The sequence below is a fragment of the Aureimonas sp. AU4 genome (genome assembly GCF_001463765.1).
In the GTDB taxonomy this organism is placed as follows: domain Bacteria; phylum Pseudomonadota; class Alphaproteobacteria; order Rhizobiales; family Rhizobiaceae; genus Aureimonas.
This window is the reverse complement of sequence record NZ_BBWK01000055.1, coordinates 1-25,712: the sequence shown is the minus strand read 5'-3', so window position 1 is coordinate 25,712 and position 25,712 is coordinate 1. Positions and strand designations below refer to the sequence as shown.

The following is a 25,712-nucleotide window of genomic DNA, read 5'->3' as shown; positions in this document are numbered from 1 at the left end:
CTCCTGATCGCATATCGTGTGCCACCGTTTTCCCGCCGCGAGACAGCCCATGCCCCCCGTCGTCATCTACACGCGCCCCGCCTGCGGCTACTGCAGCCACGCCAAGCAGCTCCTGCGCTCCAAGGGCGTCGAGTTCGAGGAGAAGGACGCGGGCGTCGATCCGAGCTTCCGGGGCGAGATGCTGGCGCGCGCGAACGGGCGCACGACGTTTCCGCAGATCTTCATCGGCTCGCGGCACATCGGGGGTTGCGACGACCTCGTGGCGCTCGACCGCTCCGGCGGGCTCGACCCCCTCCTGGCCGCCTGAGGACACGCCGCGATGACCGTCTTCAAGGCCGCCGTGGTCCAGATGCGCTCGACGCCCGACCCCGCCCGCAACGCCCAAGACATGGAACGCCTCGTCGGCGAAGCCGCCGGCCGGGGCGCGACCTACGTGCAGACGCCGGAGATGACCGGGATTCTGGCGCGTGACCGCTCGGTGTTCCAGGCCGCGCTGCGGGACGAGGCGGACGATCCCGTGGTCGCGGCGGCGCGCGGGCTGGCCGCGCGGCACGGCATCGTCCTGCATCTGGGCTCGACGGCGATCCGCGCGCCCGGCGGCATGGCCGCCAACCGCTCCTTCGTCTTCGGACCGGACGGCGCGACGCTCGCGACCTACGACAAGATCCACATGTTCGACGTCGACCTCGACAACGGCGAGAGCTGGCGCGAGTCGGCGACCTATGCGCCGGGCGAGCGCGCAGGTCTTGCCGACGTGCCGGCGGGCGAGGGAACCGCCCGCCTCGGGCTGGCGGTGTGCTACGACATGCGCTTTCCCGAGCTCTTCCGCGCCCAGGCTCTGGCGGGCGCCGAGGTGCTGACGGCGCCGGCCGCCTTCACGCGCCAGACCGGCGAGGCGCACTGGCACATCCTCCTGCGGGCGAGGGCGATCGAGAACAACAGCTTCGTGGTCGCCGCCGCGCAAGGAGGACGCCACGAGGACGGACGCGAGACCTTCGGCCATTCCATCGTGATCGACCCATGGGGCCGGATCCTCGCCGAGGTGAAGGGCGACGAGCCGGGCGTGGCCGTGGCCGAGATCGACACCGCGCTGGTCGCCTCGGTGCGGGCCAAGATTCCGAACCTTCGCAACCGGCGCCCGTTCGCGGAACCGGCGGTGGAGGGTGTGCCGTGATCCGTTTCGCCCTTCGCTGCACCGAGGGCGGGCACGAGTTCGAAGGCTGGTTCCGCTCTAACGAGGACTTCGACCGGCAGGCCGCGCGCGACCTCCTGTCGTGCCCCGTGTGCGGCTCGGCCAAGGTCGGCAAGGCGCTGATGCGCCCTGCCGTCGCGCAGCGGGCCGACCGCGACGGACCCGCCGCCCCGGTCGGGCCCCATGCCAACGGGGCGCCGCCCGAACTTCTCGAGGCGATGCGACGGATGCAGGAACTCGCACGGAAGGTCCGCGCCGAGGCCGATTATGTCGGACGGGGCTTTGCGGAGGAGGCGCGGCGCATCCATTACGGCGATGTCGAGGAGCGGCGCATCTATGGCGAGGCCTCGGGCGAGGAGGTCCGTTCGCTGCTGGACGAGGGCATCACCGCGATGCCGCTTCCCCCGCTTCCCGAAGACGCGAATTGAGCGAAGACGCGAGCTGAAGGGTTCGGGATGGCGAAGACCTGGGCGAAGGCCCCCAGTCCCTGCATCGACGTGTGCAAGTTCCGGGACCGTGGACACTGCATCGGCTGCACGATGACGAAGGACGAGAAGAAGCGCTTCAAACGGCTCGACGGCAAGGAAGAGAAGCGCGCCTTCTTTCTCGTGCTGATCGAGCGGCTGGAGGAGCGGGGCCGGCTCGACTACTGGACGCGCATGTATCGCCGGCGGTGCGAACGCAAGGAGCGCCCGTGCGTCCTCGACAAGGACAAGATGGAGGTCGGGCGGCAGGCGCGGAAGGAAGCGGCATGAGCGTTCCCGACGAGGTCTGGGCGCAGGCGCCGAGCCCCTGCGTCGACGTCTGCAAGTACAAGCGCGCCGGGCGCTGCGTCGGCTGCATGATGACCAAGGCCGAGAAGGACTCGTTTCCGCGCTCCGGCAGCGGCGAGGCCAAGCGCCGCTTCTTCGAGACGCTGTTCGAGCGGCTGCGCTCCGAGCACAAGAACCCGGCCTTCTGGGCGATCAGCTACCGCCGCAAGTGCGAGCGCGAGGGCGTGCCTTGTCCGCTCGACGAGACGGCGGACGCCGACTGATCGAACGAAAAAGGCCCGCCGGATCGCTCCGGCGGGCCTTTTTTCATGTAACGGGTCGAGGGCTCAGCTAGCGGTCGACTTCAGGTGGGCGCGCAGCATCCAGGCGAACTTGTCGTGCTTCTCGATGCGGTTGGTGGCCATGTCGTTGGTCGCCCAGTCGCCGTGCTGCTCGGCGACCTGCGCGAGCGAAGAGAGGGTCGAGGAGAGCGTCTCCTGGTCCTTCATGAGGACTTCGACCATCGTCTTGGCGTCCGTGCGGCCGTCATGCTCCTCGACCGCCGAGCGCTCGAGGAACAGCGAGTAGCGGCCTTCCGCATGGGCGTCGAAGGCCTTGATGCGCTCGGCGAGGAAATCCTGCGCCTCGAAATGGTCCTCGTAGATCTCCTGGAACAGCTCGTGCAGCGAGCCGAAGCTCATGCCGGTCACGTTCCAGTGGAAGTTCTGGGCCTTCATGGTCTCGACGGTGGTCTCGGCCAGCGCCTGGGTCAGACCGTTGACGATCTCCTCCTTGGCGGTCGGCTCGATCTTCGCGGCTACCAGTCCCATGGCTTTTCCCTTCCCGGATGGCGGGCGCGCGACGCACGCACCCTTGTTTAGAGTGATTCCAAACTAGCCGCGAAGAGCGGCGAGTTCAAGAGTTTAGAACGCTTCTAAACTGTTTCCTCCAGCGCCGCCGCGATGCGCGCCGACAGGAAGCGCATCCAGCGCCGCGCCTGCGGCCGCACGCGCCAGGACACGAGGGCCGCCGCCAGCCGCTCCTCGCCCGCGCGCCAGCTCTCGATCAGGCGCAGGAGCCACAGCTCGTCGTCGCTCGCCGTGCGCGCGCCAGGCCGGTAGATCGTCATCTCGGAAGAAGCGTTGTCGCACAGGCCGCGAAAGAAGGCGGTGGTCGTGCGCTCCAGCGAGGCCGCCGGGTCGCCGGCCAGGACGTAGCAGGCCGCCTCGAAGTCGGGCTTGGGGCGAAGCTGCGCGCGCATCGCGAGCCAGCGCAGGCGGTCGAGGTCGATGCGCTGGCGCCCGGTCAGCTGCTGGGAGGCGGCGAGCCGTCCCGCCGTCGGACAGGAGCGGGGAAAGGGCAGGACCTGGGAGGTCTCGTGCTGAAGACGAATCGCTGGGGATGCCGGCATGCCTGATCCTCGGGTTGCCGGCCGCGACGCCTCGGGGCGACGAGGCCGACAAAACATGACTGCGTTCTGAAGCATTCCCTATCAGGCCGCGGCGGCGGCCGGAAGGGGCATCGCTCAGACGGCCGTGCTCCCGGTGCGCCGGAACAGCATCATGTAGTTGACGTCCGTGTCGCGAGAGAGGCGCCATTCGTCGGCGAGCGGATGGTAGACGACGCCCCGGCGCTCCAGCTCCTCCAGCCCCTCGTGCGTGACCGGCGCCGCGATCTCCTCGGGGCGAACGAGCTTGTCGTACTCGTGGGTTCCGCGCGGCAGCCAGCGCAACACCACCTCGGCGCCGAAGATCGCGAGGAGCTGGGCCTTGCGCGTGCGGTTGATCGTGGCGACGAGCAGGAGCCCGCCGTGCTTCACCATGCGCGCGGCCGAGCGCAGGAAGAGATCGACGTCGGAGACGTGCTCGACCACCTCGAGCGCCAGCACGACGTCGAAGCGCTCGCCGGCCCGGTCCAGCGCCTCGGCGGTCTCGGCCCGGTAGTCCACCGGAACGCCGCTCTGCTCGGCGTGGAGCCTGGCGACCTCGATATTGGTGGCGGCGGCGTCGACGCCCACGACCTCGGCCCCGAGCCGGGCAAGCGGCTCGGCGATCAGGCCCCCGCCGCAGCCGATGTCGAGGATGCGCAGGCCCCGGAAGGGCTCGAGCGAGCGCATGTCGCAGCCGTAGTTCAGCGAAACCTGCTCGCGAATGTAGGCGAGGCGGACCGGGTTGAACTTGTGGAGCGGCTTGAACTTGCCGGTCGGGTTCCACCACTCGGCGGCCAGCCGGGAGAAGCGGTCCACCTCGCCGGCGTCCACCGTCGTGCGCTCTGCCGCTGAGGTCATGGTCGTCTTCCCTGAAAGCTCGTGCCCGCAAAGGGCGGTGAAGGCGGCATGTTTGAAGCGCGCCCTTCAAGTCAAGCCGCGCGACCCTTTGCCTTGCGCAACCCGCCCCGTTCCGTTAACTCGGCGCGCCCGCTGCGGGCATCCTCCGGAACATTCCAGGCTTTGCCACGAGCGGACCGGATCCGCGCGGCGTCGACGAATTATGGGTGGCCGTCTCCCGCGGCCCCGGCAGGCTGGATCCGAATGGCGCGTCTCGTTTTGAAATTCGGTGGCACCTCCGTTGCCGACATCAACCGCATCCGGAACGTCGCGCGGCACGTGAAGCGCGAGGTCGACGCCGGCCATCAGGTGGCGGTCGTCGTGTCGGCCATGTCGGGCAAGACCAACGAGCTCGTCGCCTGGTGCACGGAGGCCTCGCCCCTGCACGACGCGCGCGAGTACGACGCCGTCGTGGCGAGCGGCGAGCAGGTGACGGCGGGGCTTCTCGCCATCACGCTCCAGGGCATGGGCATCAACGCCCGGTCCTGGGCCGGCTGGCAGATCCCGATTCGCACCGACGGTCAGCACGGGGCGGCGCGCATCCAGGAGATCGAGGGCTCGGAACTCGTGCGCCGCTTCGGCGACGGGCAGGTCGCCGTGATCGCGGGCTTCCAGGGCATCGCGCCCGACAACCGCATCGCGACCCTCGGGCGCGGCGGCTCCGACACATCGGCCGTGGCCGTGGCCGCGGCCCTCAAGGCCGACCGCTGCGACATCTACACGGATGTCGACGGCGTCTACACCACCGACCCGCGCATCGAGCCCAAGGCTCGGCGCATGAACCGCATCGCCTTCGAGGAGATGCTGGAGATGGCCTCGCTCGGCGCCAAGGTCCTCCAGGTTCGCTCGGTCGAGCTCGCCATGGTCCACAAGGTGCGCACCTTCGTGCGCTCCTCCTTTGAGGACCCCGACGCGCCGGGCATGGGCGACTTCCTGAACCCGCCGGGCACACTCATTTGCGACGAGGATGAAATCGTGGAACAGCAGGTCGTCACCGGCATCGCCTACGCCAAGGACGAGGCGCAGATCTCGCTGCGCCGCGTCGCCGACCGCCCGGGCGTGGCGGGCGCCATCTTCGGGCCGCTGGCGGATGCCGGCGTCAACGTCGACATGATCGTCCAGAACATCTCCGAGGACGGCACGCGCACCGACATGACCTTCACGGTGCCGGTGGGCGACCTGCGTAAGGCCACGGGCGTGCTCGAGGCCGCCAAGGACGAGATGGGCTTCGACGTGGTGCAGGCTGAGCAGGGCCTCGCCAAGGTCTCGGTGATCGGGGTCGGCATGCGCTCGCACACGGGCGTCGCCGCCACCGCCTTCAAGGCGCTCGCCGCGCGCGGCATCAACATCCGCGCCATCACCACCTCCGAGATCAAGATCTCGATCCTGATCGACGCCGAGTACACCGAACTCGCCGTGCGGAGCTTGCATTCCGTCTACGGTCTCGACAAAGCTTGAGGGCAAGGGGGCGGGCGCGGGGGCGCCCGCCGCTTCCATGCCTGCCCCGGAGTTCTTCCGGGGCACATCTTTTCGCGGCGGGACGTCTCTGATGCGAAGCGACTCATCGGGACCGCGCATTCTCATGCGTCGGATCAGGGAACTGATGGCCGAGCCGCTGGAGCCCCAGGCCCGGCTTGACGAGATCGTTCGCCAGATCGCCGCCAACATGGTGGCCGAGGTCTGCTCGCTCTACGTGCTGCGGGCGGACGGCGTGCTCGAGCTCTACGCGACGCAGGGCCTGAACCCCGGCTCGGTGCATCTGGCGCAGCTGCGGCTGGGCGAGGGGCTGGTGGGCACGATCGCGGCCACCGCCCGCGCCCTGAACCTGCAGGACGCGCAGAAGCACCCCGCCTTCACCTACCTGCCCGAAACGGGCGAGGAGATCTTCCAGAGCTTCCTCGGCGTGCCGATCCTGCGCGCGGGGCGAACGCTCGGCGTACTCGTCGTCCAGAACAAGGAGCGGCGCGTCTACCGCGACGAGGAGATCGAGGCGCTGGAGACGGTCGCCATGGTGGTGGCCGAGATGATCGCGGCCGGGAGCCTTGCCGGCCTCTCGCGCCCCGGCGTCGTGCTCGACCTCTCGCGCCCCGTCCACTTCGACGGGCTGGCGCTCGCCGACGGCATCGGGCTCGGCTACGTCGTGCTGCACGAGCCTCGCGTCGTCGTCACCAATCTCTTCAACGAGGACGCCGAGGCCGAGACCGCGCGGCTCGAGAAGGCCGTGTCGAGCCTTCGCATCTCGATCGAGGACATGCTGCAGCGCCGCGACATCGCCGCCGAGGGCGAGCACCGCGCCGTGCTCGAGGCCTATCGCATGTTCGCCTACGACCGGGGCTGGGTGCGCCGGCTTGAGGAAGCCGTGCGCAACGGGCTGACGGCGGAGGCCTCGGTCGAGAAGGTGCAGAACGACATGCGCGCGCGCATGATGCACATGACCGACCCGTTCCTGCGCGAGCGGCTCCACGACTTCGACGACCTCGCCAACCGTCTCCTTCGCGAACTGATGGGGCGCGGCGGCGACCCGATCGGCGCCGACGCGGCGGGCGACGCCATCATCGTGGCGCGCTCCATGGGCGCGGCCGACCTTCTCGACTATCGGCGCGACCAGATCCGGGGCCTCGTCCTCGAGGAGGGCGGGCAGACCAGCCACGTCTCGATCGTCGCCCGCGCCCTCGGCATTCCCGTGGTCGGCCAGGCCAAGGGCGTCGTCTCCATGGCGGAGAAGGGCGACGCCATCATCGTCGACGGCGAGGAGGGGGTCGTTCACCTGCGCCCGCCCGCCGACGTCGAGCGCGTGTTCGCCGATCGCGTCCAGTTCCGCGCCCGCCGGCAGGAGCGCTACCGCGCGCTGCGCGACGTGCCGGCCCGCACGCGCGACGGCCAGGACATCGACCTCCTGATGAACGCCGGCCTTCTCGTGGACCTGCCGCAGCTGGCCGAGGCGGGCGCGGCCGGCATCGGGCTGTTCCGCACCGAGCTGCAGTTCATGATCGCCTCCACCATGCCCAAGACGAGCGAGCAGGAGCGGCTCTACGCGGCCGTGCTCGACGCGGCCGACGGGCGCCCGGTGACCTTCCGCACGCTCGACGTCGGCGGCGACAAGGTCCTGCCGTACCTTCACCAGAGCCCGGAGGAGAACCCGGCGCTCGGCTACCGCGCGCTGCGTCTTGCTCTCGACCGGCCGGGCCTCATGCGCACCCAGCTTCGCGCGCTCCTCAAGGCGGCGGCGGGGCGCGAGCTGCGCGTCATGTTCCCGATGGTCACCGACCTCGACGAGCTTCGAAAGGCGCGCGATCTCATCTCGCGCGAGTTCAAGCACCTGACGCGCTTCGCCCACGTCATGCCGCGCCGCCTGAAGCTCGGCGCCATGATCGAGGTGCCCTCGCTCCTTTATCAGCTGGACGAGCTGATGCAGCTGGTCGACTTCGTATCGATCGGCTCCAACGACCTGTTCCAGTTCTTCTCCGCGGTGGACCGGGGCAACGCGCAGATCTCGGGGCGGTTCGACGACCTGTCGACGCCCTTCATGCGCGCGCTGAAGGACATTCTCGACGCGGGCGCACGCAACTCCGTCTCGGTCACGCTCTGCGGCGAGATGGCCGGGCGGCCGATCTCGGCCATGGCGTTGATCGGCCTCGGCTTCCGGTCCATATCCATGACGTCGTCGGCGATCGGTCCCGTGAAGGCGATGCTTCTGGACCTCGATGCCGGCGAGCTCCACCGCACCGTGATGGCGCATCTTGCCGATCGTCATCCGCGCCAGACCTTCCGGCAGGTCCTCGAGGACTTTGCCGAGCGCCACGCGATCTCGCTCTAGCGGCGTCCGCCGCCGAGACCGTCGCGCATTCCGCAGAAAGCTTCGTTTCGCATGGCCATTCTTCCCGCCGACACGATGAACGAGATCCTCCGGCGCACCGACCAGATCCACGCGGAGATGGCGTCCGGCCCCGATCACGAAACCTACGCGAGGCTCGCAGCCGAATACTCGTCCCTGGAAGACGTCGCGGGCGCGATCCGGCGCTATCATTCGACGGAAGCCGAGATCGCGGGCCTTCGCGAGATCCTGGCCGATCCCTCCAGCGACCGCGAGATGCGGGATATGGCGGCGGGCGAGTTGTCCGACCTCGAGGAACAGCTCGAGACGCTGTCGCGCGAGGTACTGGTGCTGCTCCTGCCCAAGGACGCGGCGGACGCCAAGGGTGCGATCCTCGAGATCCGCGCGGGCACCGGCGGCTCGGAGGCGGGTCTCTTTGCGGGCGACCTCTTTCGCATGTACCAGCGCTACGCCGAAAGCCGGGGCTGGCGCGTCGAGGTGCTGGAAGCCTCGGAGGGCGAGGTCGGGGGCTATCGCGAGGTCGTGGCCTCGGTGAAGGGGGCCGGCGTCTTCTCGCGCCTCAAGTTCGAATCGGGCGTCCACCGCGTCCAGCGCGTTCCCGCAACGGAAGCGCAGGGACGCATCCATACGTCGGCCGCGACCGTCGCCGTCCTGCCGGAAGCCGAGGAGATCGACATCGCGATCCGCGCCGAGGACATCCGGATCGACACGATGCGCTCGTCGGGCGCGGGCGGCCAGCACGTCAACACGACCGACTCGGCGGTGCGCATCACCCACCTGCCGACCGGCATCGTGGTGACCTCCTCCGAGAAGTCGCAGCACCAGAACCGGGCCCGCGCCATGCAGGTTCTGCGCGCCCGCCTGTTCGACATGGAGCGCGCGCAGGCCGATGCCGAGCGTTCCGCCGACCGGCGCGCGCAGATCGGCTCGGGCGACCGTTCGGAGCGCATCCGCACCTACAACTTCCCGCAAGGGCGCGTGACGGACCACCGCATCAACCTCACCCTCTACAAGCTCGACCGCGTGATCGAGGGCGACATGGACGAACTCGTCGAGGCGCTGGTCGCCGACGACCAAGCCACGCGGCTCGCCTCGATGGGAGCCTCGGCCTGACCAGCGAGCACGCGACGACGGGAGAGGCGCTCGCGCAGGCGCGCGCGCGCCTGCGCGAGGCCGGTCTGCCGGAGGCCGATCTCGATGCACGCCTCCTGGTCGGCTGGTCGACCGGTCTGGACGCCACCGGACTGTTCCTTCGCGAGCGCGAGCCGGTCGACCCGAACGCCTCCGCGCGCCTGGACGCCGCGCTCGATCGGCGTCTGGCGGGCGAGCCGGTGCATCGCATCGTCGGCCGGCGCGCCTTTTTCGATCACGAGTTTCATCTCTCGCGCGAAACGCTGGAGCCGCGCCCCGACACCGAGGCGCTCGTGCATCTGGCCTCGCGCGCCCTCTCGCAAGGGCCGGCCGAGCCGCTGATCGCGGACGTCGGCACGGGTACGGGCATCCTCGCCGTGTCGCTCCTTGCCCTCCATCCCGAAGCGCTCTGCGTGGCCACGGACCTTTCGGAAGGCGCGCTCGCCACCGCCGGGCGCAACGCACATGAGGCCGGCGTCGCGGAGCGCTTTCTGCCGCTGCGCGCCGACTTCCTCGCGCCGTTCGCCGATGGAAGCCTCGACGTCGTCGTGTCGAACCCGCCCTACATTCCGACCGGCGATCTCGCCAGGCTCTCGCGGGAGGTGCGCGAGCACGACCCGGTTCTCGCGCTCGACGGAGGAGCGGACGGGCTCGTCGCCTACCGCGCGATCGTCGGCGAGGCGGAGCGCGTCCTGCGCCCGGCAGGCGAACTTCTGCTCGAGATCGGAATCGGCCAGGAAGGGGACGTGGCACGGATCGCTGCGACTCACGGCTTCCGGCTCGTCGCCCGGGAGCGCGACCTTTCCGGCATCGTGCGCGCCCTGCGCTTCGCCCGAGCGGCACCCGAAAGCCACAAAGACGGGGAAAACCGCATGGAAACCATTGGTTGAGCCCGCTGCCCCTTGTGATGGAGCTTCGAACTCACTACACCATTCTCACCGGGCGGAAATCGAGGGAGTGGACTCCCGGGCCCGAGGCCTGCCGACCGTTTCGCAGGATATGCGAGACAGGGCAGCCGAACCTTCCGCCTTCAATCCGATGCGACGGCGACCGGAAACGCCCGACGGACCACTATCATCCACGACGAGTTCGGAAGCCGGATCGAACGGATCCTTCCGGCCAGGCTCGCGGCGGAGATCAAAGCGCAGCCTGACCGCTGCCGCCATGAAGGCCCCATCCGGCGGAAGGCCGGAGATCCAGAAGACAGGAAGAGCATGAGGCCAGGACAGCAGCAGAACAAGCGCATGCGCGGCCGCGGCGGACGCAAGGGCCCCAACCCGCTTTCGCGCTCGTTTGAGTCGAACGGTCCCGACGTGAAGATTCGCGGGACGGCCCAGCACATCGCCGACAAGTACACGACGCTGGCGCGCGACGCCGCCGCCTCGGGCGACCGGATCATGGCGGAGAACTATCTCCAGCACGCCGAGCATTACGGACGCATCGTCGCCGCCGCGCAGGGGCAGTACATGCCGCCCCAGGTCGAGCGCGACTTCGGCGACGAGGACGAGATGGACGGCGAGGAGGGCGGGGGCGACTTCGCCGCGCCGGTCCAGAACGACCAGCGCCAGCCCTACAACGATCGCCAGCCCTACAACGATCGTCAGAACTACCAGGACCGTCCGTCCTTCCGCGAGAATCGCGACAACGGGCGCGAGGGTGGCCAGAACCGCGAGGGCGGCCAGCGGGACTTCAACCGCGACGGGCAGAACGGACGCGACAACCAGAACCGCGACCAGAACCGCTTCGACCGCAACGATCGCGGCGATCGGCGTGATCGCAACGACCGGCCCTACCGCGACCGCAACGACCGTCAGCCCTACGGCGACCGCCAGAACAACGGCGAGCGTCCCGCCCATGCCGACCGGCAGACCGGCGGCGACCAGGGCCAGAACCGGGGCGAGGAGCGCGGCGAGCGCGTTCAGGCCGCCGGCACCGGCCCGCAGCCCGAGGTGACGGAAGGCGGCGAGGCGAACCGGCACGAGCAGCGCCGCGAGAATCGCCGTGATCGCCAGCGCCTTCAGGACCGTAGCGGCGAGCGCCGCTTCGAGGAGCGCTTCGGACGCGGGCCCGCCGAGGGCGAGCGCGAGGATGCCCCGACGGCCGACGCCGCGCCCGAGACGGCGCGCCCCGTCCAGCCTGAGCCGACCGTCGCCGAGGCGGTTGCCGCGCCGGCCATGCCCGGCGAGGCCGCCGCACCGGTGACGGCGCCGGTCGAGGCCGATGCGGACTCCGCCGAGCCGCGCCGCCGTGGACGCCCGCGCCGGGAGCGCGCCGGAGGGGAGACGGGTGCCGAGGCGCCGGCCGCGGCTGCCGAGAGCGCGCCGGCCGAGACCGCGCCCGTCGCGCCAGAGGCCGAAGCGGCCCCCGCCAAGCGTCGCCCGGGTCGCCCGCGCAAGAAGAAGGGCGAGGGCGAGGGTGGTGAAGGCGAGGGCGAGGGGCACCTCCCGGCTTTCCTCCTGGCCTCCAACGGCTGAACCAAGGGCGGCGACATGTTCGCCCCATGAAACAAGAGAAGGCCCGGCGGGACGATCCCGCCGGGCCTTCTTTCGTCATGGAACGGAGCGATCAGGCCGAAAGGCGCACAGGCTCCGGGCGCGCGTCGACCACCGACTTCCGGGCGGCAAGAGAATGCACCGTCGCGGCCTCCTGCCGGCTGTTCTCCTCCGCGTGGTTTGAGCCCTCGCATGACGGCTCGCCGGTCAGCCGGAAGAAGCCGGCGCGTTCCTCGAGGCGACCCGCCTCGACCGAGAGCTGTTCGGCGGTCGCCGCCATCTCGTTGGCGGCACTGGCATTCTGCTGCGTCACCTGATCAAGCTGAACGATCGCGCCGTTGATCTGCTCGATGCCCACGGCCTGTTCCCGGCAGGCCGCCGAAATCTCGGCCACGAGCTCCGCGGTGCGGCGGATATCGGGAAGCAAGGTCTCGAAGAGACGGCCGGCCTCGGTGGAAACCTGAAGACTCTCGCCGGACAGCTCGCTGATCTCCGTGGCGGCCGACTGGGATCGCTCGGCGAGCTTGCGCACCTCCGAGGCCACCACCGCGAAGCCCTTGCCGTGGGAGCCGGCGCGCGCCGCCTCGATCGCGGCGTTGAGTGCGAGGAGGTCGGTCTGACGTGCGATCTCCTGCACCACGGTGATCTTCTGCGCGATCTGGTTCATGGCCTGGACGGAACTGGCGACGGCCTCTGCCGAGCGGGCCGCGGCTTCCGCGGCCTTGCTGGCGACGCGCTCGGTCTGCGAGGCGTTGTCGGCGTTCTGTCGAACGTTGGCCGTCATCTGCTCGACCGCGGCCGACGCTTCTTCCGAGGCGGAGGCCTGCTCCGTCGAGCCCGACGAGAGTTGCTCGGCGGTCGTGGCCGACTGGGTCGAGCCCGAGAGAACCTGTGCCGAGGACGCGCGAACCTCCGCCATGATGCTGGAGAGCTTGCCACTCATCGCGTTCATGGCGCGCTCGAGGTCAGCGATCTCGTCGCTCGCCCGCGTTGCGACGGAACCCGTGAGATCGCCCGAGCCGATGGCCTCGGCATAGGCCACCGAGCCCTTCAGACGCTTGGTGACACCGCGTGCCAGGAACCAGCCGGACAGGGCCAGGAGGGCCACCATGCCGCCGAGCCACGCCAGCCCGTTCATGACGCGTGCTTCTACGGCGGCGTCGATGTCCTCGACGAAGGCGCCGGTCGCGAGCACCCAGTCCCAGGGCGCGAAGTAACGGGAATAGGACATCTTCGGCACCAGGGCATCCTGGTTCAGGCGGTTCGACGCATATTGCAGGTAGCCGCCGCCGTCCTTGGCGAGCCGGATCTGCTCCTGCGTCGACTTGACGCCCAACGGATCGGTCGAGTCCCAGGCGTTCTGTCCCAGTTTGTCGGCGCTGGGATGGACCGTGCGGAGTCCCTTGGAGTCGTAGCCGAACAGGTAGTCGTTGGCCGCGCCATAGCGGATGGCGCCGATCGCGACGCGAGCCTGCTCCTGCGCCTGGTCCAGGGTGAGGCTGCCGGCCTGCACGCGCTTGTCGAGCTCGGTGACGATCGACATCGCGCTGTCGACTTCGGATCGCAGGAGTTCGCGCCTGTCGCTCCAGATCTGGTCGCGAAGCGAGAGGAGCTGGGCGGCGATCGCGGCCGTCGAGATGACGATCGACAGCGCCACCATCATTGCGATCTTGTGGCCAATTCTGATGCGCAGTTTCATGCCGTCCTCGGTTGGTCCCGGATGGGTTTCGGTTCGCCCAGAAACACCGAGACTTCGTAAGGAAGGCTTCGCAAGGTTGGTTGAGACTTCAAGAATTCCGTGTGTCATCGCGGTCCGGTTCCTGCGGCGCGTGTGCGGAGCTTCTTCTCAACCGCCGAGGCGTCCCGTATGGCGCCGGATGCCGGGGCGCGCTTTTGCTTCGGGTGACTGACCGGTCGCCGAGTTCAGCACCTTTCACGCGCCGGTCTTCCGCCAAGCCGAAGCAAAGAAAAGCCCCGGCGAACAGCGTCCGCCGGGGCCTCCGAATTCTCCCGACCGTTCCGATCAGGCGGCGCGCCGCTGCCGCGTCCAAGTGGCGGCCTCGACGGAACGACTGTCCGTGCGCGCTGGCGTCGCGGGGCCCGAAACCTCGTCCGCCGCCGAGCCGCCGTTCGTTTCGCCGTCCGACAAGCGGAAGAAGCCGGCCTGTGTTTCGAGGCGCTCGGCCTCGCCGGACAGGTTCTCGGCGGTCGCGGACATGGCGTTGGCCGCGCCGGCATTGGTCTGGGTCACTTGGTCCAGCTGGACGATGGCCTGGTTGATCTGCTCGATGCCCACGGCCTGCTCGCGGCAGGCCGCCGAGATTTCCGACACGAGCTCGGCGGTGCGGCGGATGTCGGGCAGGAGGGTCTCGAAGAGGCGGCCCGCGTCGGCCGAGATCTTCAGCGTTTCCCCGGAGAGGTCGCCGATCTCCTGCGCGGCCTGCGCCGAGCGCTCGGCGAGCTTGCGCACCTCCGAGGCGACCACCGCGAAGCCCTTGCCGTGGGAGCCCGCGCGCGCCGCCTCGATCGCGGCGTTCAGCGCCAGGAGATCGGTCTGGCGCGCGATCTCCTGCACCACGGTGATGCGCTCGGCGATCTGGTTCATGGCGCGCACCGAGCCTGCCACCGCCTCGGCGGACAGGTTGGCCGCCTCCGACGCCTTGGCTGCGACGCGCTCGGTCTGCGAGGCGTTGTCGGCGTTCTGGCGCACGTTCGCCGTCATCTGCTCGACGGCGGCCGAGGCCTCCTCGGAGGCCGCCGCCTGTTCGGTCGACCCCGACGACAGCTGGACCGCCGCGCTCGACGATTCCAGCGCGCCCGAGGTGACGAGGCGTGCCGAGGAGCGGACCTCCGACACGACGTTGCGCAGGTTGCGCGCCATCTCCGCCATCGCCAGCTGCAGTTCGCCGATCTCGTCGCTGCGCTTCGAGACCGCCGCGACCGTCGTCAGGTCGCCGTCTCCCACCGCCTTCGCGGTATCGACGACCTGGCGAAGCGGCCGGACGATGCCGCGCGTCGTCCACCATGCGCCGAGCGTGATGAGGAGCGCCGCAGCCGCGATGCAGGCCAGCATGGCGAGCACCCGCTCGCGCACCGCCGCGTCGATGTCGTCGGTGTAGACGCCGCTCGCGACGATCCAGTCCCAGTCGGCCAGATAGGTCGAGTAGGAGATCTTCGGCACCAGCGCGTCCTGGCCGATGCGGGTGGTCGCGTAATGGGTGAAGCCGCCGCCGTCCTTGGCGCGGGCGATCATCTCCTGCGTGAGCTTGACGCCCGTCGGATCGGTCTTCTCCCAGACGTTCTGACCTTCCTCCTCCGCCTTGTAGTAGACCTGCCGAACGCCCTTCGAGTCGTAGACGAAGACGTAGTCGCTGCCGTTGTAGCGGATCGAGCGGATCGCCTCGCGGGCCTGCGACCGGGCATCGCCGGCGGACAGGGTGCCGGCCTGGACGCGGGCCTGGAGCCCCTTCACGATCGCGACCGAGCTGTCGACCTGGGACTGCACGAGGGCCTGTCGGTCGCGCCACATCTGGTCGCGGATCGCCACGAGCCCGAAGGTGGCGACGCCGGCAAGGACCAGAAGGGCGAAGGTCGTAAGGAGCGTCAGCTTACGGCCGATGGTCAGACGCATGGAAAACTCTCGCGGTAGGGCGGTTCGGGCAAATGGGTACGGACGCGATGAAACCCCGGCTGGCTTAACATTCCGCGTCGCGGCACCACCTCGGCAGCCGGGTCGGACCCCGGCGTCCCGCCCTTTTCCGCCGCATGGTTGACGTTTCCTGCCGCGAACAAGCGTCCTCCGCGCTCCCGGCGAGCGACCTCGTCCACGCGTGACGGCGCCTCTTCAACAGCTCGCGGGCGCTTCCCATATCTTGCGCAGCGGCTGGCCGACCGGCGGCCGACTCCCAATCTTTGGTCCCCATGCCGCCCATGCGGGTGGGGCGCCGAAAGGAGACACACGACATGGATATGGAACGCTATACGGAGCGGGTGCGCGGCTTCATCCAGGCGGCGCAGACACTGGCCCTTTCGCGCGACCACCAGCAGTTTCTGCCCGAGCACCTGTTGAAGGTGCTCGTCGACGACAACGAGGGCCTGGCTTCTGGCCTGATCGACCGCGCGGGTGGCCGCTCGGCTGACGTGCGCCTCGGCGTCGAGGCCGCGCTAGATGCGCTGCCGCGCGTCTCGGGCGGCAACGGGCAGATCTATCTCGCCGCGCCCACCGCGAAGGTCTTCGCGACCGCCGAGGAAATCGCCAAGAAGGCGGGCGACAGCTTCGTCACCGTCGAGCGCCTCCTTTTGGCGCTGGCGCTGGAGAAGAGCGCCAAGACCGCCGACATCCTTGCCCGCGCCGGCGTGACGCCGCAAACGCTGAACACGGCCATCGAAAGCCTGCGCAAGGGACGCACGGCCGACTCGGCCTCTGCCGAGCAGGGCTACGACGCGCTCAAGAAGTATGCGCGTGACCTGACGAAGGACGCCCGCGAGGGCCGTCTCGACCCGGTGATCGGGCGCGACGACGAGATCCGCCGCACGATCCAGGTCCTGTCGCGCCGGACTAAGAACAACCCGGTTCTGATCGGCGAGCCCGGCGTCGGCAAGACGGCGATCGCGGAAGGCCTGTCGCTTCGCCTCGTCAACGGCGACGTGCCGGAATCCCTGCGCGACAAGCAGCTGATGGCGCTCGACATGGGCGCGCTGATCGCCGGCGCGAAGTATCGCGGCGAGTTCGAGGAGCGGCTGAAGGCGGTTCTCGCCGAGGTGACGGCTGCGGAAGGGGGCATCATCCTCTTCATCGACGAGATGCACACGCTGGTCGGCGCGGGCAAGGCGGACGGGGCGATGGATGCCTCCAACCTCCTGAAGCCGGCGCTGGCGCGAGGCGAGCTGCACTGCGTCGGCGCGACCACGCTCGACGAGTACCGCAAGCATGTCGAGAAGGACCCCGCGCTTGCACGCCGGTTCCAGCCGGTCTTCGTGTCGGAGCCGACCGTCGAGGATACGATCTCGATCCTGCGCGGGCTGAAGGAGAAGTACGAGCAGCACCACAAGGTGCGCATCTCGGACTCCGCCCTCGTCGCTGCCGCGCAGCTCTCGAACCGCTACATCACCGACCGCTTCCTGCCCGACAAGGCGATCGACCTCGTGGACGAGGGCGCCGCGCGCCTGCGCATGGCCGTCGATTCCAAGCCCGAGGCGCTCGACGAGATCGACCGCCGCGTCGTGCAGCTGAAGATCGAGCGCGAGGCGCTGAAGAAGGAGAACGACGACGGCGCGCGTTCGCGTTTGGAGCGCCTGGAGGCGGAGCTTGCCAACCTCGAGGAGGAGTCCGACCGGCTCACCACCTCCTGGCAGGCCGAGAAGCGCAAGCTCGGTCAGGCGGCCGACCTCAAGAAGAGCCTCGACGAGGCGCGCAACGAGCTCGCCATCGCCCAGCGCAAGGGCGAGTTCCAGCGGGCCGGCGAACTGGCCTATGGTGAGATCCCGCGCCTGGAGCGCGAGCTGGCCGAGGCGGAAAGCGTGGAGAATCGCGGGTCGATGGTCGAGGAGACCGTCACGGCCGACCACGTGGCGCAGGTCGTCTCGCGCTGGACCGGCATTCCGGTGGATCGGATGATGCAGGGCGAGCGCGAGAAGCTCCTGCGCATGGAGGACGTGATCGGGGCGCGGGTCGTCGGGCAGGGCGAGGCGGTTCAGGCCGTTTCACGTGCGGTGCGCCGCGCGCGCGCCGGGCTGCAGGATCCCAACCGTCCGATCGGCTCCTTCATCTTCCTCGGCCCGACGGGCGTCGGCAAGACGGAGCTGACCAAGGCGCTGGCGAGCTTCCTCTTCGACGAGGAGACGGCGATGGTGCGCATCGACATGTCGGAATACATGGAGAAGCACTCCGTCGCCCGGCTGATCGGCGCGCCTCCCGGCTATGTTGGCTACGAGGAGGGCGGTGCGCTGACGGAAGCGGTGCGGCGTCGGCCCTATCAGGTGATCCTGTTCGACGAGATCGAAAAGGCGCATCCGGATGTCTTCAATGTCCTCCTGCAGGTGCTCGACGACGGGCGGCTGACGGACGGGCAGGGGCGCACGGTCGACTTCCGCAACACGCTGATCGTGATGACCTCGAACCTCGGCGCCGAGTACCTGACGGCGCTGCCCGACGGGGCCGACGTCGAGACCGTGCGCGGCAACGTCATGGACGTCGTGCGTTCGGCCTTCCGGCCGGAATTCCTGAACCGGGTCGACGAGATCATCCTCTTCCAGCGGCTGCACCGCTCGGAGATGGGCGCGATCGTCGATATCCAGATGGAGCGGCTGGAAAAGCTCCTCACGGATCGCAAGATCACCGTGGAGCTCGAGCCCTCGGCGCGCGAGTGGCTGGCCGACAAGGGCTACGATCCGGCCTACGGGGCGCGTCCGCTAAAGCGCGTCATCCAGCGCGAGGTGCAGGACCCGTTGGCCGAGAAGATCCTGCTCGGCGACGTGCGGGACGAAAGCCACGTGAAGGTGTCGGGCGGAACCGACCATCTGCGCTTCTTCGTGGTCGGCTCGAAGACCGGCGCGGAGGGCGACCGGGTCGCCGCCTGACGTCCGCATCAATCGACCAAAAGCGCGAAGGGGCGGCACCGCGGGTGCCGCCCCTTCTTCGTCTCCGGCAGCGCGGTCAGTAGGCCACGCCGTAGTAGTCGTTGACGCGCCGGCCGTAGTCGCTGGTCGCCCAGTCCGGCCTTGCATCGGCGCCGTAGCGTGGCGCGCTCTGAAGCTGGTCGATCGTGATGCCGACGACGTAGCCGCCCTGCCGCTCGTCGTACTTCAGCACCTCCCAGGGAAGGGGATGGTATTCCTCGCCGATGCCGAGAAACCCGCCGAAGCTCATGATCGCGTACTTCACGCGCCCGTCGCGCTTGCCGATCACGACGTCGTAGATGTGGCCGAGGTGATCGCCCTCGGTGTTGTAGACGGCCGTGCCGTTGACCCGGCTCGCCTCGATCGCGTCGGCGCCGACCTCGACCTCACCGACCGGTCCGGTTCCCATGGTGGAAGACATGCGGTCCACTCCCTTGCTGCTGCGGGTTCCCGGACGAAACGACGCGGGTCGCCAGCCGTTCCCCCTTTCTCAAAGACCCTGCTCCCTTAGCTTTGCCGCGACGAGGAACGGTTGCGGGCGGACGCGATGGCGGATCGAGCTACGGTACGATTCAGGGACGGCGCGGAGGTGCCGAGCCTCGGGCAGGGCACGTGGATGATGGGTGAGCGCTCCTCGAACCGCGCCACGGAGGCCGACGCGCTGCGGGCGGGCCTGGACCTCGGCCTCACTGTGATCGATACGGCGGAAATCTATGCCGACGGAGGATCGGAGGAGGTGGTCGCGAACGCGATCGAGGGGCGGCGGGACGAGGTTTTCCTCGTCTCCAAGGTCGCCCCTTCCAACGCTTCGCACGCCGGGACGCGGGCCGCCTGCGAGGCGAGCCTCAGCCGGCTCGGCACCGATCGCCTCGACCTTTATCTCCTGCACTGGCGGGGCCGCCATCCGCTCGCCGAGACCGTGGCGGGCATGAACGACCTGATGGAGACCGGGCGCATCCGGCGCTGGGGCGTGTCGAACTTCGACGTGGACGACATGGAGGAGCTTTGGCGCGTGCCGGGCGGCGACCAATGCGCGGCCAACCAGATCCTCTACAACCTCGACAGCCGGGGGCCGGAATTCGATCTCCTGCCCTGGCTCGACCGCCACGGTGTCGTCGCCATAGCCTATTCGCCGCTCGGCCAGGGCGGAGAACTCCTGCGGCATCCCGCGCTCGGCGAGATCGCAGCCCGCCACAACGCGACGGCGGCCCAGGTCGCGCTCGCCTTCTCCCTCATCCGCCCGAACGTCCTGTCGATCCCGAAGGCGGCGACGTGTCGCCATCTCGACGACAACGCGGCGGCACGCGACCTTCGCCTCGATGAGCAAGACCGCGCGGCGCTCGACCGCGCCTTCCCGCCGCCGACGAAAAAGCGCGCGCTCGAGATGATCTGAACGACGCAGCGGAAGCCGACCGGACATCTTCATGCCAGGTTCATTCACCAATGCGTAACCATATGGGACGCAGAGTCGCGACCCCGTCGCACCCTTCGGCGTTGACGGGACAGGCGCGAAACCGGAGGGGCGAGGCGATGACTGGTGGAACGATCTGGAAGCGCTTGATCCTGGCGCTGCCGCTCGCCGTCGCGCCCTTCACCCCGGCCGGCGCACAAGGGGTGGACCCCTACTACCAGGACTACGGACCGGGCACCGAAAGCTTCGTCGACGACAACGGCAACATCGTCACGGTGGACGGCTACGGGCGCGTGATCGCGGTGGAGCGCCCGCGCGAGCGCCGCAACGCCGCGCGCAACAGACAGGACCCGCTCGTTCTCGAAGGGCGTCGGGGCGAGGTTCCGCCGGGCGTCGAGTACGGCGTTCCGGGCGACGACTATCAATACGGTGCAGACACGTTCGACCAGCCCGTCGCCCGTCAGGCCCTACCGGCGCCCGGCAGCTTCCCGGACGGGACCACGACCGGCTCGATCGAGACCGAACCCTTCCCCGGCGATGGCGGCTATCGGCCCTCGGTTCCGGCCACGCGCGATGGAACGACGATCCCCGAGAACAATCCCGCGCCCAAGGTCGCGGGTCCCCGCGGCAAGAACGCCAAGGCCGAGATCGCCGCGCTGCAGGTCATCCTCGACCGCACCGGCATCTCGCCCGGTGTGATCGACGGCCGCCTGGGTGCGAATGTCGACAAGGCCGTGGCCGCCTATACGGAGATGACCGGCCGCACGATCGACACGACCAACCCGCAGGCGCTCCTGGAGGAGCTCGACGTGACCGGCGGGCCGGCGGTGATGAGCTACGAGATCACCAACGAGGACCTGAACGGGCCCTACGTCGCCTCGATCCCCGACGACTACGGGCACAAGGCTCTGCTCCCGGCCATGAGCTACACGCGCGTGACCGAGATGCTCGCCGAGCGCTTCCACATGGACGAGGACTACCTGAAGGAGATCAACCCGGGCGCCGACTTCAACCGGCCCGGCACGATCCTGAAGGTCATGAACACGGGCACCAACGTGACCGGGGCGCAGGTGACCCGCATCATCGCCGACAAGGGTCGCGAGCAGGTGCGTGCCTACGATGCGACGGGTCATCTCGTGGTCGCCTACCCCTCCTCGATCGGCTCGACCTCAACGCCCTCGCCCTCGGGCACGGTCGAGGTCGCGCGCATCGCCTTCGACCCGAACTATACCTACAACCCGAAGCTCAACTTCAAGCAGGGCGAGAACGACAAGGTCCTGACCATCCCGCCCGGCCCGAACGGACCGGTCGGCACGATCTGGATCGCGTTGTCGAAGCCGACCTACGGCATTCACGGCACGCCCGAGCCCTCCAAGATCGGAAAGACCAACAGCCACGGCTGCGTGCGCCTGACCAACTGGGACGCGACGGAACTGGCGAAGCTCGTGACGCCCGGCGTGACCGTCGAGTTCGTGGAGTAGGTCGATGCGCGGGCTTGGCCGGACGCTTGCCACCCTCCTGTGCTGCGTCAGCGTGAGCGCCCTCGCGCAGGGTGTCGCCGTGCCCAGCGCGCCGCCGGCCGATACGCCGGCGACCGCCGCGGGGGAGGGGACTAGACCGGAGGCGCAGGCCGCGCCGAAACTGCCGGAAGCCGGGCCCGTTCCCGAGGCGCGCCCCGAGCCGGCTTCGCCTCCCGCCCCCGGCGATGTCACGTCGCCGCCGCCTTCCGCACCCGAGCCTGCGCCCGCTCCGGACCAGGCCGCTGCGCCGGCCGCCCCTTCGCCCGCCTATGTTCCGCCGGAGAAGGCGCGCACGACCCCCGAGCCCGGCGCGCCGGAGACGCCGCCGATCGAGGTGACGCCGAGCGAGAGCGTCGAGGCGGCCGCGGCCGTGGAGGATGCGCAGGCCTGCGAGGGAGAGCTTCACGCGCGCGGGGCGCGCTTCGAGGTGCGCCCGACGATCTCGGAGGGCGACTGCGGGGTCCTGCAGCCGGTCGAGCTGACCGAGTTCAGCAACGGCGTGAAGCTTGCGGGCAAGACGCAGTTCCTCTGCCGCACGGCACTTGCGCTCGATATCTGGGTCGCGGACGGCGTCGCCCCGGCGGCCGCGAAGGAGCTCGGAGACCGCAAGGTCGTCGCGCTGTCCGACATCTCGACCTACCAGTGCCGCGCGCGGGCAAGCGAGTCCCGAATCTCCGAGCATTCGCGCGGCAGCGCGATCGACATCGGCGCCATCACGCTGTCGGACGACAAGGTCCTGCGCGTCGAGACGAAGGCGCCGGGAACCGCCGAGGACCGTTTCCTCGCCGATATCCGCCGCGCGGCCTGCGGACCCTTCCGCACCGTTCTCGGCCCCGGCACCGACAGCGACCACGGCACGCATCTCCATCTCGACATCGCCGCACGGACCAACGAGGCGACCTACTGCCGATGAGGCCCGGCCACGGGACCGGCCCGCTTTCGTAAGGATGCCGATCCTCCTATAGGGACCGGTGCGGCTCGTGCCGCCCTCATGCCTCGGGAGAGACCGCTTGCCCTATACCGCCGCCGACCAACGCTATACCGACGTCGCCTATCGCCGCTGCGGGCGGTCGGGCATCGATCTGCCCCCGATCTCGCTGGGGCTCTGGCAGAACTTCGGCGGGACCGACGTCTTCGAGACGGGACGCGCCATCCTGCGCCGTGCCTTCGACCGCGGCGTCAACCACTTCGATCTCGCCAACAACTACGGCCCACCCTACGGCTCGGCCGAAGAGAATTTCGGCCGCTGGATGGACCTCGACTTCCGGCCCTATCGCGACGAGCTTCTCATCTCGTCCAAGGCGGGCTGGGACATGTGGCCGGGGCCCTACGGCAACTTCGGGTCGCGCAAGTACCTCGTCGCCAGCCTCGACCAGAGCCTGAAGCGCATGGGGCTCGACTACGTCGACATCTTCTACCACCACCGGCCCGATCCCCGGACGCCGCTGGAGGAGACGATGGGTGCGCTCGACCATATCGTGCGCTCGGGCAAGGCGCTCTATGTCGGCGTATCGTCCTATTCGCCGGAGCTGACGCGCCGTGCCCACTCGATCCTGACCGAGCTCGGCACGCCGCTCCTCATCCACCAGCCCTCCTACTCCATGCTCAACCGCTGGACCGAGGACGGACTGCTCGACACGCTGACCGAACTCGGCGTCGGCTGCATCGCCTTCTCGCCGCTCGCGCAGGGACTTCTCTCGAACAAGTACCTGAACGGCGTTCCCGAGGATTCGCGCGCCGCGCGCAACGGCTCCTTCTCCTCGCGCCTCGTCACGCCCGACAACATTCAGCGCATCCAGGCCCTGAACGCGCTGGCGCAGCGTCGCGGCCAATCGCTCGCGCAGATGGCGATCGCCTGGGTGCTGCGGAACGAGCGGGTGACGTCGGCCCTGATCGGCGCGCGCACGGTGGAGCAGCTCGACAGCTCGCTCGATGCCCTCGCCAATACCAGCTTCAGCGACGACGAACTGAAGGAGGTCGATCGCTACGCCACCGAGGGCGGCATCGACCTCTGGCGCCAGCAGTCCGCCATCCAGCCTTCGTAAGAGGGCGAGCCGCTTAGACTGCCAAGACCAGGATGCGCGTCGTCACCGACCGGCGACGCGCATCTCGTCGATCCCATCCTGAAGAAGCTTGTCGATGCGCTGGCGCTCGATCCGGAAGGCGTCCAGCACCTCGCCGCCGAGCTGACGACCGTTGGGAAGGCGGATGCGCAGCGGATCGACACGTGTTCCGTTCACGCTCACCTCGTAATGGAGGTGGTTGCCGGTGGAGAGTCCGGTCGAGCCGACATAGCCGATGATCTGGCCCTGGCGCACGCGCGCGCCGGGAACGACGCCCTTGGCGATCTGGCTCTGATGCGAATAGCTCGTCTCGTAGCCGTTCGCATGCTTGATGACGGTCTGCTGCCCGTTGCCCGTGGTCCAGCCCGCGTGCTCCACGACGCCGGCACCCGAGGCCAGGATCGGCGTTCCGCGTGGAGCGGCCCAGTCGACGCCCCAATGCATGCGGGAATAACCAAGGATCGGGTGGCGACGAGACCCGAAGGGCGATGAGAAGCGCCCCTTGGGCACGGGATTGCGAAGAAGGAACTGGCGGGCGCTGCGACCGTCCTCGTCGTAGTAGTCGGTCTGGTCGTCATCCGTGGTGTGGAAGCGGTAGTAGCGCCGCGTCGTATCGCCGAACTTCGCCTCGACGAAGAGGATCTGGGAATCGGCGCTCGGGGCGTCGGCTCCCTCCTTCATAGAATAGAGGAGGGTCAGCCTATCGGTCGGATCGAGGCGCGCCTGATAGTCGACGTCGGGCGCGAGGATGCGGATGAGCTTCTGGCACAGCCTGTCGTCGAGCCCGTAGGCGAGGGCGGCCTGATAGATGCCGTCATAGACGGTCGGCATATTCTGGCGGAGCGGCGCCTCGGTGGCGTTCTCGTCGAAGGCTTCGGCGACGGAGTGGCTGAGGGCCGGCTCCGGACCTGCCGCAAAGCGCTCGGTGTCCGTGACGGCGACCGTCGCCAGATGCTGCGTGCCGCGGTAGGCCGACAGGCGGATGATGCGCGAGCCGGCCGGGTCGGGCGCGAGCCCCAGGCGCAGCACTTCCCCGGCATCGAGCGTGTCACGACCCAACACGGCGACGAGGCTTTCCGCCGCCGGCCCGACGCCGACGTGATCCGTCTCGCCGAGAGCTTCCAGGATGGACCGCGTCTCGCGGAACGGAACAATCTCCTCGAAGTAGCGCGGAGCGCGCTCGGTCGCCCCTTCGGCCGGCGACAGCGACACGTTCTCCTGCGTCACGCGAACGGCGGAGCCCGGCACGTATTCCCGGAAATCCGCCATGGTCTGGCCGCCGAAGCGCGAAGGGTCGACGGGTTCGATCGCGGCGACCTGAACCGGGCGCGTGTCGAGGCGCGGCGAGGCCGCGCGCACCAGCGCCTCGGCTTCGCGCGCTTCGATGTCCGGCGCATCGTCGAGCTTGGCGGCCTCGAAGGCGAAGGGCTCCATCGCAACATCGACGTCGGCTTCGACCTTGGCGCCGTAGATCTGCGGCGTCTCGTTCGCGGGCTCGGTCGTCTCTCCCTCTTCCGCGAACACATCCATGGCGTCGAACGTGGGATAGCTCTGCGTCGTGGGGTGACGCGCGCCCAGCAGCATCGATGCATAGGCGAAGGGCAAGGAGCGGATGACGTCGCGCCCTCCCTCCCGCACCATGGTCGAGACCTCGATCGTGGAACGGTTGCGGTCGATGGGAATGGGCGTCGCGAAGACCCGCTCGCCCTTCTCCGTCAGGTCCTCGGATAAGGCCGCGACCGGATCGACGAGGGCGGGGGAGACGAAGACGCGGTCGCCATCATAGGCCGCCGAAAGGGCGATGCCCATCATCGTCGTGGAGGTGATGCCCGTCAGCAGGGTTCCCGCCAGCCATCGCAGCGAAACCTGACGCCGGTCGGGCTTGCGTCGGCGATCAGCGACGAGCGCGGGCACATCTCCGAAGTCCGGTTTGGCGTACCGCTCGTGGTTCATTCACATCCTGTCCGTTTGTTCCGCTCTCCCGCCGGAGTGCGGCGCAAGGGCGGCGAACGGCCTCAACCGGCCACAAGCAAGAAAGGCTGTCACCGGACGGCAACAGGCATAGATGGGAGCACCGATAGAGCGGATGGCTTCACGCTATGTCAACCATTGCCCACGGCCCGCCCACAGGCGTCGCAGGGACTGGGGGCGTCGCGATCTCTCCAGCGACCTTTCCGGAAACATCGCGATCACCGCCGCCGCATCGAAGGGTCGGCCGTTTGGACGCGGGATGCGCAGCCCGCAACGCCATCGGCACGTCCCACATGGTCCCGCGGTGCAACGTCTCTCGCGGCACCGACCGTCTCATGCCAAACGCGTTTTTCCAGCCCACACCGACGCTTGGGCGGGTTTGCGACGTTTTTTGCGATTTT

The 25,712-nt window shown here is 69.0% G+C and carries 22 protein-coding genes; 15 read left to right on the top strand and 7 right to left on the bottom strand.

Annotated elements, in window-relative coordinates; translation table 11 throughout:
* The first annotated feature begins 49 nt into the window (after positions 1–49).
* From grxC to AUL35_RS16110, 5 genes are read left to right on the top strand one after another with little or no spacing between them, the layout of a single operon-like run.
* Positions 50–307: a glutaredoxin 3 gene (gene grxC / locus AUL35_RS16130; protein WP_062016574.1), complete on the top strand. Its 258-nt coding sequence runs from the start codon at positions 50–52 to the stop codon at positions 305–307.
* A gap of 12 nt (positions 308–319) precedes the next feature.
* Entirely contained in the window at positions 320–1,174 is an 855-nt protein-coding gene (locus tag AUL35_RS16125; protein WP_062016572.1) for a carbon-nitrogen hydrolase family protein, read from the top strand.
* Positions 1,171–1,620 carry a DUF1178 family protein gene (locus AUL35_RS16120; protein WP_062016570.1) on the top strand — a complete coding sequence of 150 codons (450 nt, stop codon included), beginning with the start codon at positions 1,171–1,173 and terminating at the stop codon, positions 1,618–1,620. Before AUL35_RS16125 ends, AUL35_RS16120 begins: the two co-directional genes overlap by 4 nt.
* Positions 1,621–1,647: 27 nt before the next feature.
* Complete coding sequence (locus AUL35_RS16115) at positions 1,648–1,947, top strand: DUF1289 domain-containing protein (protein ID WP_062016569.1); 300 nt, start codon at positions 1,648–1,650, stop codon at positions 1,945–1,947.
* The gene (locus AUL35_RS16110; protein ID WP_062016567.1) at positions 1,944–2,228 is read left to right on the top strand and encodes a DUF1289 domain-containing protein; all 285 of its coding nucleotides are present in this window, start codon (positions 1,944–1,946) and stop codon (positions 2,226–2,228) included. Before AUL35_RS16115 ends, AUL35_RS16110 begins: the two co-directional genes overlap by 4 nt.
* A gap of 63 nt (positions 2,229–2,291) precedes the next feature.
* Here AUL35_RS16110 and AUL35_RS16105 read toward each other — a convergent pair whose 3' ends face one another.
* The 3 genes from AUL35_RS16105 to ubiG form a co-directional block, all read right to left on the bottom strand.
* Positions 2,292–2,774 (bottom strand): Dps family protein, encoded by a 483-nt coding sequence (locus AUL35_RS16105; protein WP_062016565.1) that lies wholly within the window; start codon positions 2,772–2,774, stop codon positions 2,292–2,294.
* 104 nt (positions 2,775–2,878) lie between these two features.
* Positions 2,879–3,355, bottom strand: a complete 477-nt coding sequence (locus AUL35_RS16100) for a hypothetical protein (protein WP_062016563.1) — start codon at positions 3,353–3,355, stop codon at positions 2,879–2,881.
* A 114-nt stretch (positions 3,356–3,469) separates the two neighbouring features.
* On the bottom strand, positions 3,470–4,231 hold the full coding sequence (gene ubiG, locus AUL35_RS16095; RefSeq protein ID WP_062016562.1) for a bifunctional 2-polyprenyl-6-hydroxyphenol methylase/3-demethylubiquinol 3-O-methyltransferase UbiG: 762 nt from the start codon (positions 4,229–4,231) through the stop codon (positions 3,470–3,472).
* 243 nt (positions 4,232–4,474) lie between these two features.
* On the opposite strand from ubiG, the gene AUL35_RS16090 reads away from it, so the two are divergent.
* The 5 genes from AUL35_RS16090 (at position 4,475) to AUL35_RS16065 (ending at position 11,710) form a co-directional block, all read left to right on the top strand.
* Positions 4,475–5,728: an aspartate kinase gene (locus AUL35_RS16090; protein ID WP_062016560.1), complete on the top strand. Its 1,254-nt coding sequence runs from the start codon at positions 4,475–4,477 to the stop codon at positions 5,726–5,728.
* 91 nt (positions 5,729–5,819) lie between these two features.
* Positions 5,820–8,087: a phosphoenolpyruvate--protein phosphotransferase gene (ptsP, locus tag AUL35_RS16085; protein WP_062016558.1), complete on the top strand. Its 2,268-nt coding sequence runs from the start codon at positions 5,820–5,822 to the stop codon at positions 8,085–8,087.
* A 51-nt stretch (positions 8,088–8,138) separates the two neighbouring features.
* Positions 8,139–9,218, top strand: a complete 1,080-nt coding sequence (prfA, locus tag AUL35_RS16080; RefSeq protein ID WP_062016556.1) for a peptide chain release factor 1 — start codon at positions 8,139–8,141, stop codon at positions 9,216–9,218.
* Positions 9,215–10,126, top strand: coding sequence for a peptide chain release factor N(5)-glutamine methyltransferase (gene prmC, locus AUL35_RS16070; protein WP_082666382.1), 912 nt, complete (start codon positions 9,215–9,217; stop codon positions 10,124–10,126). The genes prfA and prmC overlap by 4 nt, the downstream gene beginning before the upstream one ends.
* A gap of 324 nt (positions 10,127–10,450) precedes the next feature.
* The gene (locus tag AUL35_RS16065) at positions 10,451–11,710 is read left to right on the top strand and encodes a DUF4167 domain-containing protein (protein WP_244493802.1); all 1,260 of its coding nucleotides are present in this window, start codon (positions 10,451–10,453) and stop codon (positions 11,708–11,710) included.
* A gap of 91 nt (positions 11,711–11,801) precedes the next feature.
* Here the strand turns inward: AUL35_RS16065 and AUL35_RS16060 are convergent, their stop codons facing one another.
* Both AUL35_RS16060 and AUL35_RS16055 read right to left on the bottom strand, forming a co-directional pair.
* On the bottom strand, positions 11,802–13,427 hold the full coding sequence (locus AUL35_RS16060) for a methyl-accepting chemotaxis protein (protein WP_156418035.1): 1,626 nt from the start codon (positions 13,425–13,427) through the stop codon (positions 11,802–11,804).
* 324 nt (positions 13,428–13,751) lie between these two features.
* Positions 13,752–15,359, bottom strand: a complete 1,608-nt coding sequence (locus tag AUL35_RS16055) for a methyl-accepting chemotaxis protein (RefSeq protein ID WP_062016546.1) — start codon at positions 15,357–15,359, stop codon at positions 13,752–13,754.
* Between the two features lie 332 nt (positions 15,360–15,691).
* Between AUL35_RS16055 and clpB the strand changes: the two genes are divergently transcribed.
* Positions 15,692–18,307, top strand: coding sequence for an ATP-dependent chaperone ClpB (gene clpB / locus AUL35_RS16050; protein WP_062016544.1), 2,616 nt, complete (start codon positions 15,692–15,694; stop codon positions 18,305–18,307).
* 76 nt (positions 18,308–18,383) lie between these two features.
* Here the strand turns inward: clpB and AUL35_RS16045 are convergent, their stop codons facing one another.
* Entirely contained in the window at positions 18,384–18,767 is a 384-nt protein-coding gene (locus AUL35_RS16045; protein WP_244493801.1) for a PRC-barrel domain-containing protein, read from the bottom strand.
* Positions 18,768–18,893: 126 nt separating this feature from the next.
* Here AUL35_RS16045 and AUL35_RS16040 point away from each other — a divergent pair, with 126 nt between their 5' ends.
* The 4 genes from AUL35_RS16040 to mgrA all read left to right on the top strand — a co-directional run bounded on the left by AUL35_RS16040 (position 18,894) and on the right by mgrA (position 23,322).
* Positions 18,894–19,739 (top strand): aldo/keto reductase, encoded by an 846-nt coding sequence (locus tag AUL35_RS16040; RefSeq protein ID WP_062016542.1) that lies wholly within the window; start codon positions 18,894–18,896, stop codon positions 19,737–19,739.
* 137 nt (positions 19,740–19,876) lie between these two features.
* Positions 19,877–21,238: a L,D-transpeptidase gene (locus AUL35_RS16035; protein ID WP_062016540.1), complete on the top strand. Its 1,362-nt coding sequence runs from the start codon at positions 19,877–19,879 to the stop codon at positions 21,236–21,238.
* Positions 21,239–21,242: 4 nt separating this feature from the next.
* Positions 21,243–22,190, top strand: a complete 948-nt coding sequence (locus tag AUL35_RS16030) for an extensin family protein (protein WP_062016538.1) — start codon at positions 21,243–21,245, stop codon at positions 22,188–22,190.
* Positions 22,191–22,287: 97 nt separating this feature from the next.
* Positions 22,288–23,322: an L-glyceraldehyde 3-phosphate reductase gene (gene mgrA / locus AUL35_RS16025; protein WP_062016536.1), complete on the top strand. Its 1,035-nt coding sequence runs from the start codon at positions 22,288–22,290 to the stop codon at positions 23,320–23,322.
* A gap of 42 nt (positions 23,323–23,364) precedes the next feature.
* Here the strand turns inward: mgrA and AUL35_RS16020 are convergent, their stop codons facing one another.
* On the bottom strand, positions 23,365–25,293 hold the full coding sequence (locus AUL35_RS16020; RefSeq protein ID WP_062016534.1) for a M23 family metallopeptidase: 1,929 nt from the start codon (positions 25,291–25,293) through the stop codon (positions 23,365–23,367).
* Positions 25,294–25,712 lie beyond the last annotated feature (419 nt).

Bases quoted from the DNA above. Each gene is read 5' to 3' on its own strand.
- grxC (WP_062016574.1), top strand. From the start codon at position 50: ATGCCCCCCGTCGTCATCTACACGCGCCCCGCCTGCGGCTACTGCAGC.
- AUL35_RS16125 (WP_062016572.1), top strand. From the start codon at position 320: ATGACCGTCTTCAAGGCCGCCGTGGTCCAGATGCGCTCGACGCCCGAC.
- AUL35_RS16115 (WP_062016569.1), top strand. From the start codon at position 1,648: ATGGCGAAGACCTGGGCGAAGGCCCCCAGTCCCTGCATCGACGTGTGC.
- AUL35_RS16110 (WP_062016567.1), top strand. From the start codon at position 1,944: ATGAGCGTTCCCGACGAGGTCTGGGCGCAGGCGCCGAGCCCCTGCGTC.
- AUL35_RS16105 (WP_062016565.1), bottom strand. From the start codon at position 2,774: ATGGGACTGGTAGCCGCGAAGATCGAGCCGACCGCCAAGGAGGAGATC.
- AUL35_RS16100 (WP_062016563.1), bottom strand. From the start codon at position 3,355: ATGCCGGCATCCCCAGCGATTCGTCTTCAGCACGAGACCTCCCAGGTC.
- ubiG (WP_062016562.1), bottom strand. From the start codon at position 4,231: ATGACCTCAGCGGCAGAGCGCACGACGGTGGACGCCGGCGAGGTGGAC.
- AUL35_RS16090 (WP_062016560.1), top strand. From the start codon at position 4,475: ATGGCGCGTCTCGTTTTGAAATTCGGTGGCACCTCCGTTGCCGACATC.
- ptsP (WP_062016558.1), top strand. From the start codon at position 5,820: ATGCGAAGCGACTCATCGGGACCGCGCATTCTCATGCGTCGGATCAGG.
- prfA (WP_062016556.1), top strand. From the start codon at position 8,139: ATGGCCATTCTTCCCGCCGACACGATGAACGAGATCCTCCGGCGCACC.
- AUL35_RS16065 (WP_244493802.1), top strand. From the start codon at position 10,451: ATGAGGCCAGGACAGCAGCAGAACAAGCGCATGCGCGGCCGCGGCGGA.
- AUL35_RS16060 (WP_156418035.1), bottom strand. From the start codon at position 13,427: ATGAAACTGCGCATCAGAATTGGCCACAAGATCGCAATGATGGTGGCG.
- AUL35_RS16055 (WP_062016546.1), bottom strand. From the start codon at position 15,359: ATGCGTCTGACCATCGGCCGTAAGCTGACGCTCCTTACGACCTTCGCC.
- clpB (WP_062016544.1), top strand. From the start codon at position 15,692: ATGGATATGGAACGCTATACGGAGCGGGTGCGCGGCTTCATCCAGGCG.
- AUL35_RS16045 (WP_244493801.1), bottom strand. From the start codon at position 18,767: ATGTCTTCCACCATGGGAACCGGACCGGTCGGTGAGGTCGAGGTCGGC.
- AUL35_RS16040 (WP_062016542.1), top strand. From the start codon at position 18,894: ATGGCGGATCGAGCTACGGTACGATTCAGGGACGGCGCGGAGGTGCCG.
- AUL35_RS16035 (WP_062016540.1), top strand. From the start codon at position 19,877: ATGACTGGTGGAACGATCTGGAAGCGCTTGATCCTGGCGCTGCCGCTC.
- AUL35_RS16030 (WP_062016538.1), top strand. From the start codon at position 21,243: ATGCGCGGGCTTGGCCGGACGCTTGCCACCCTCCTGTGCTGCGTCAGC.
- AUL35_RS16020 (WP_062016534.1), bottom strand. From the start codon at position 25,293: ATGAACCACGAGCGGTACGCCAAACCGGACTTCGGAGATGTGCCCGCG.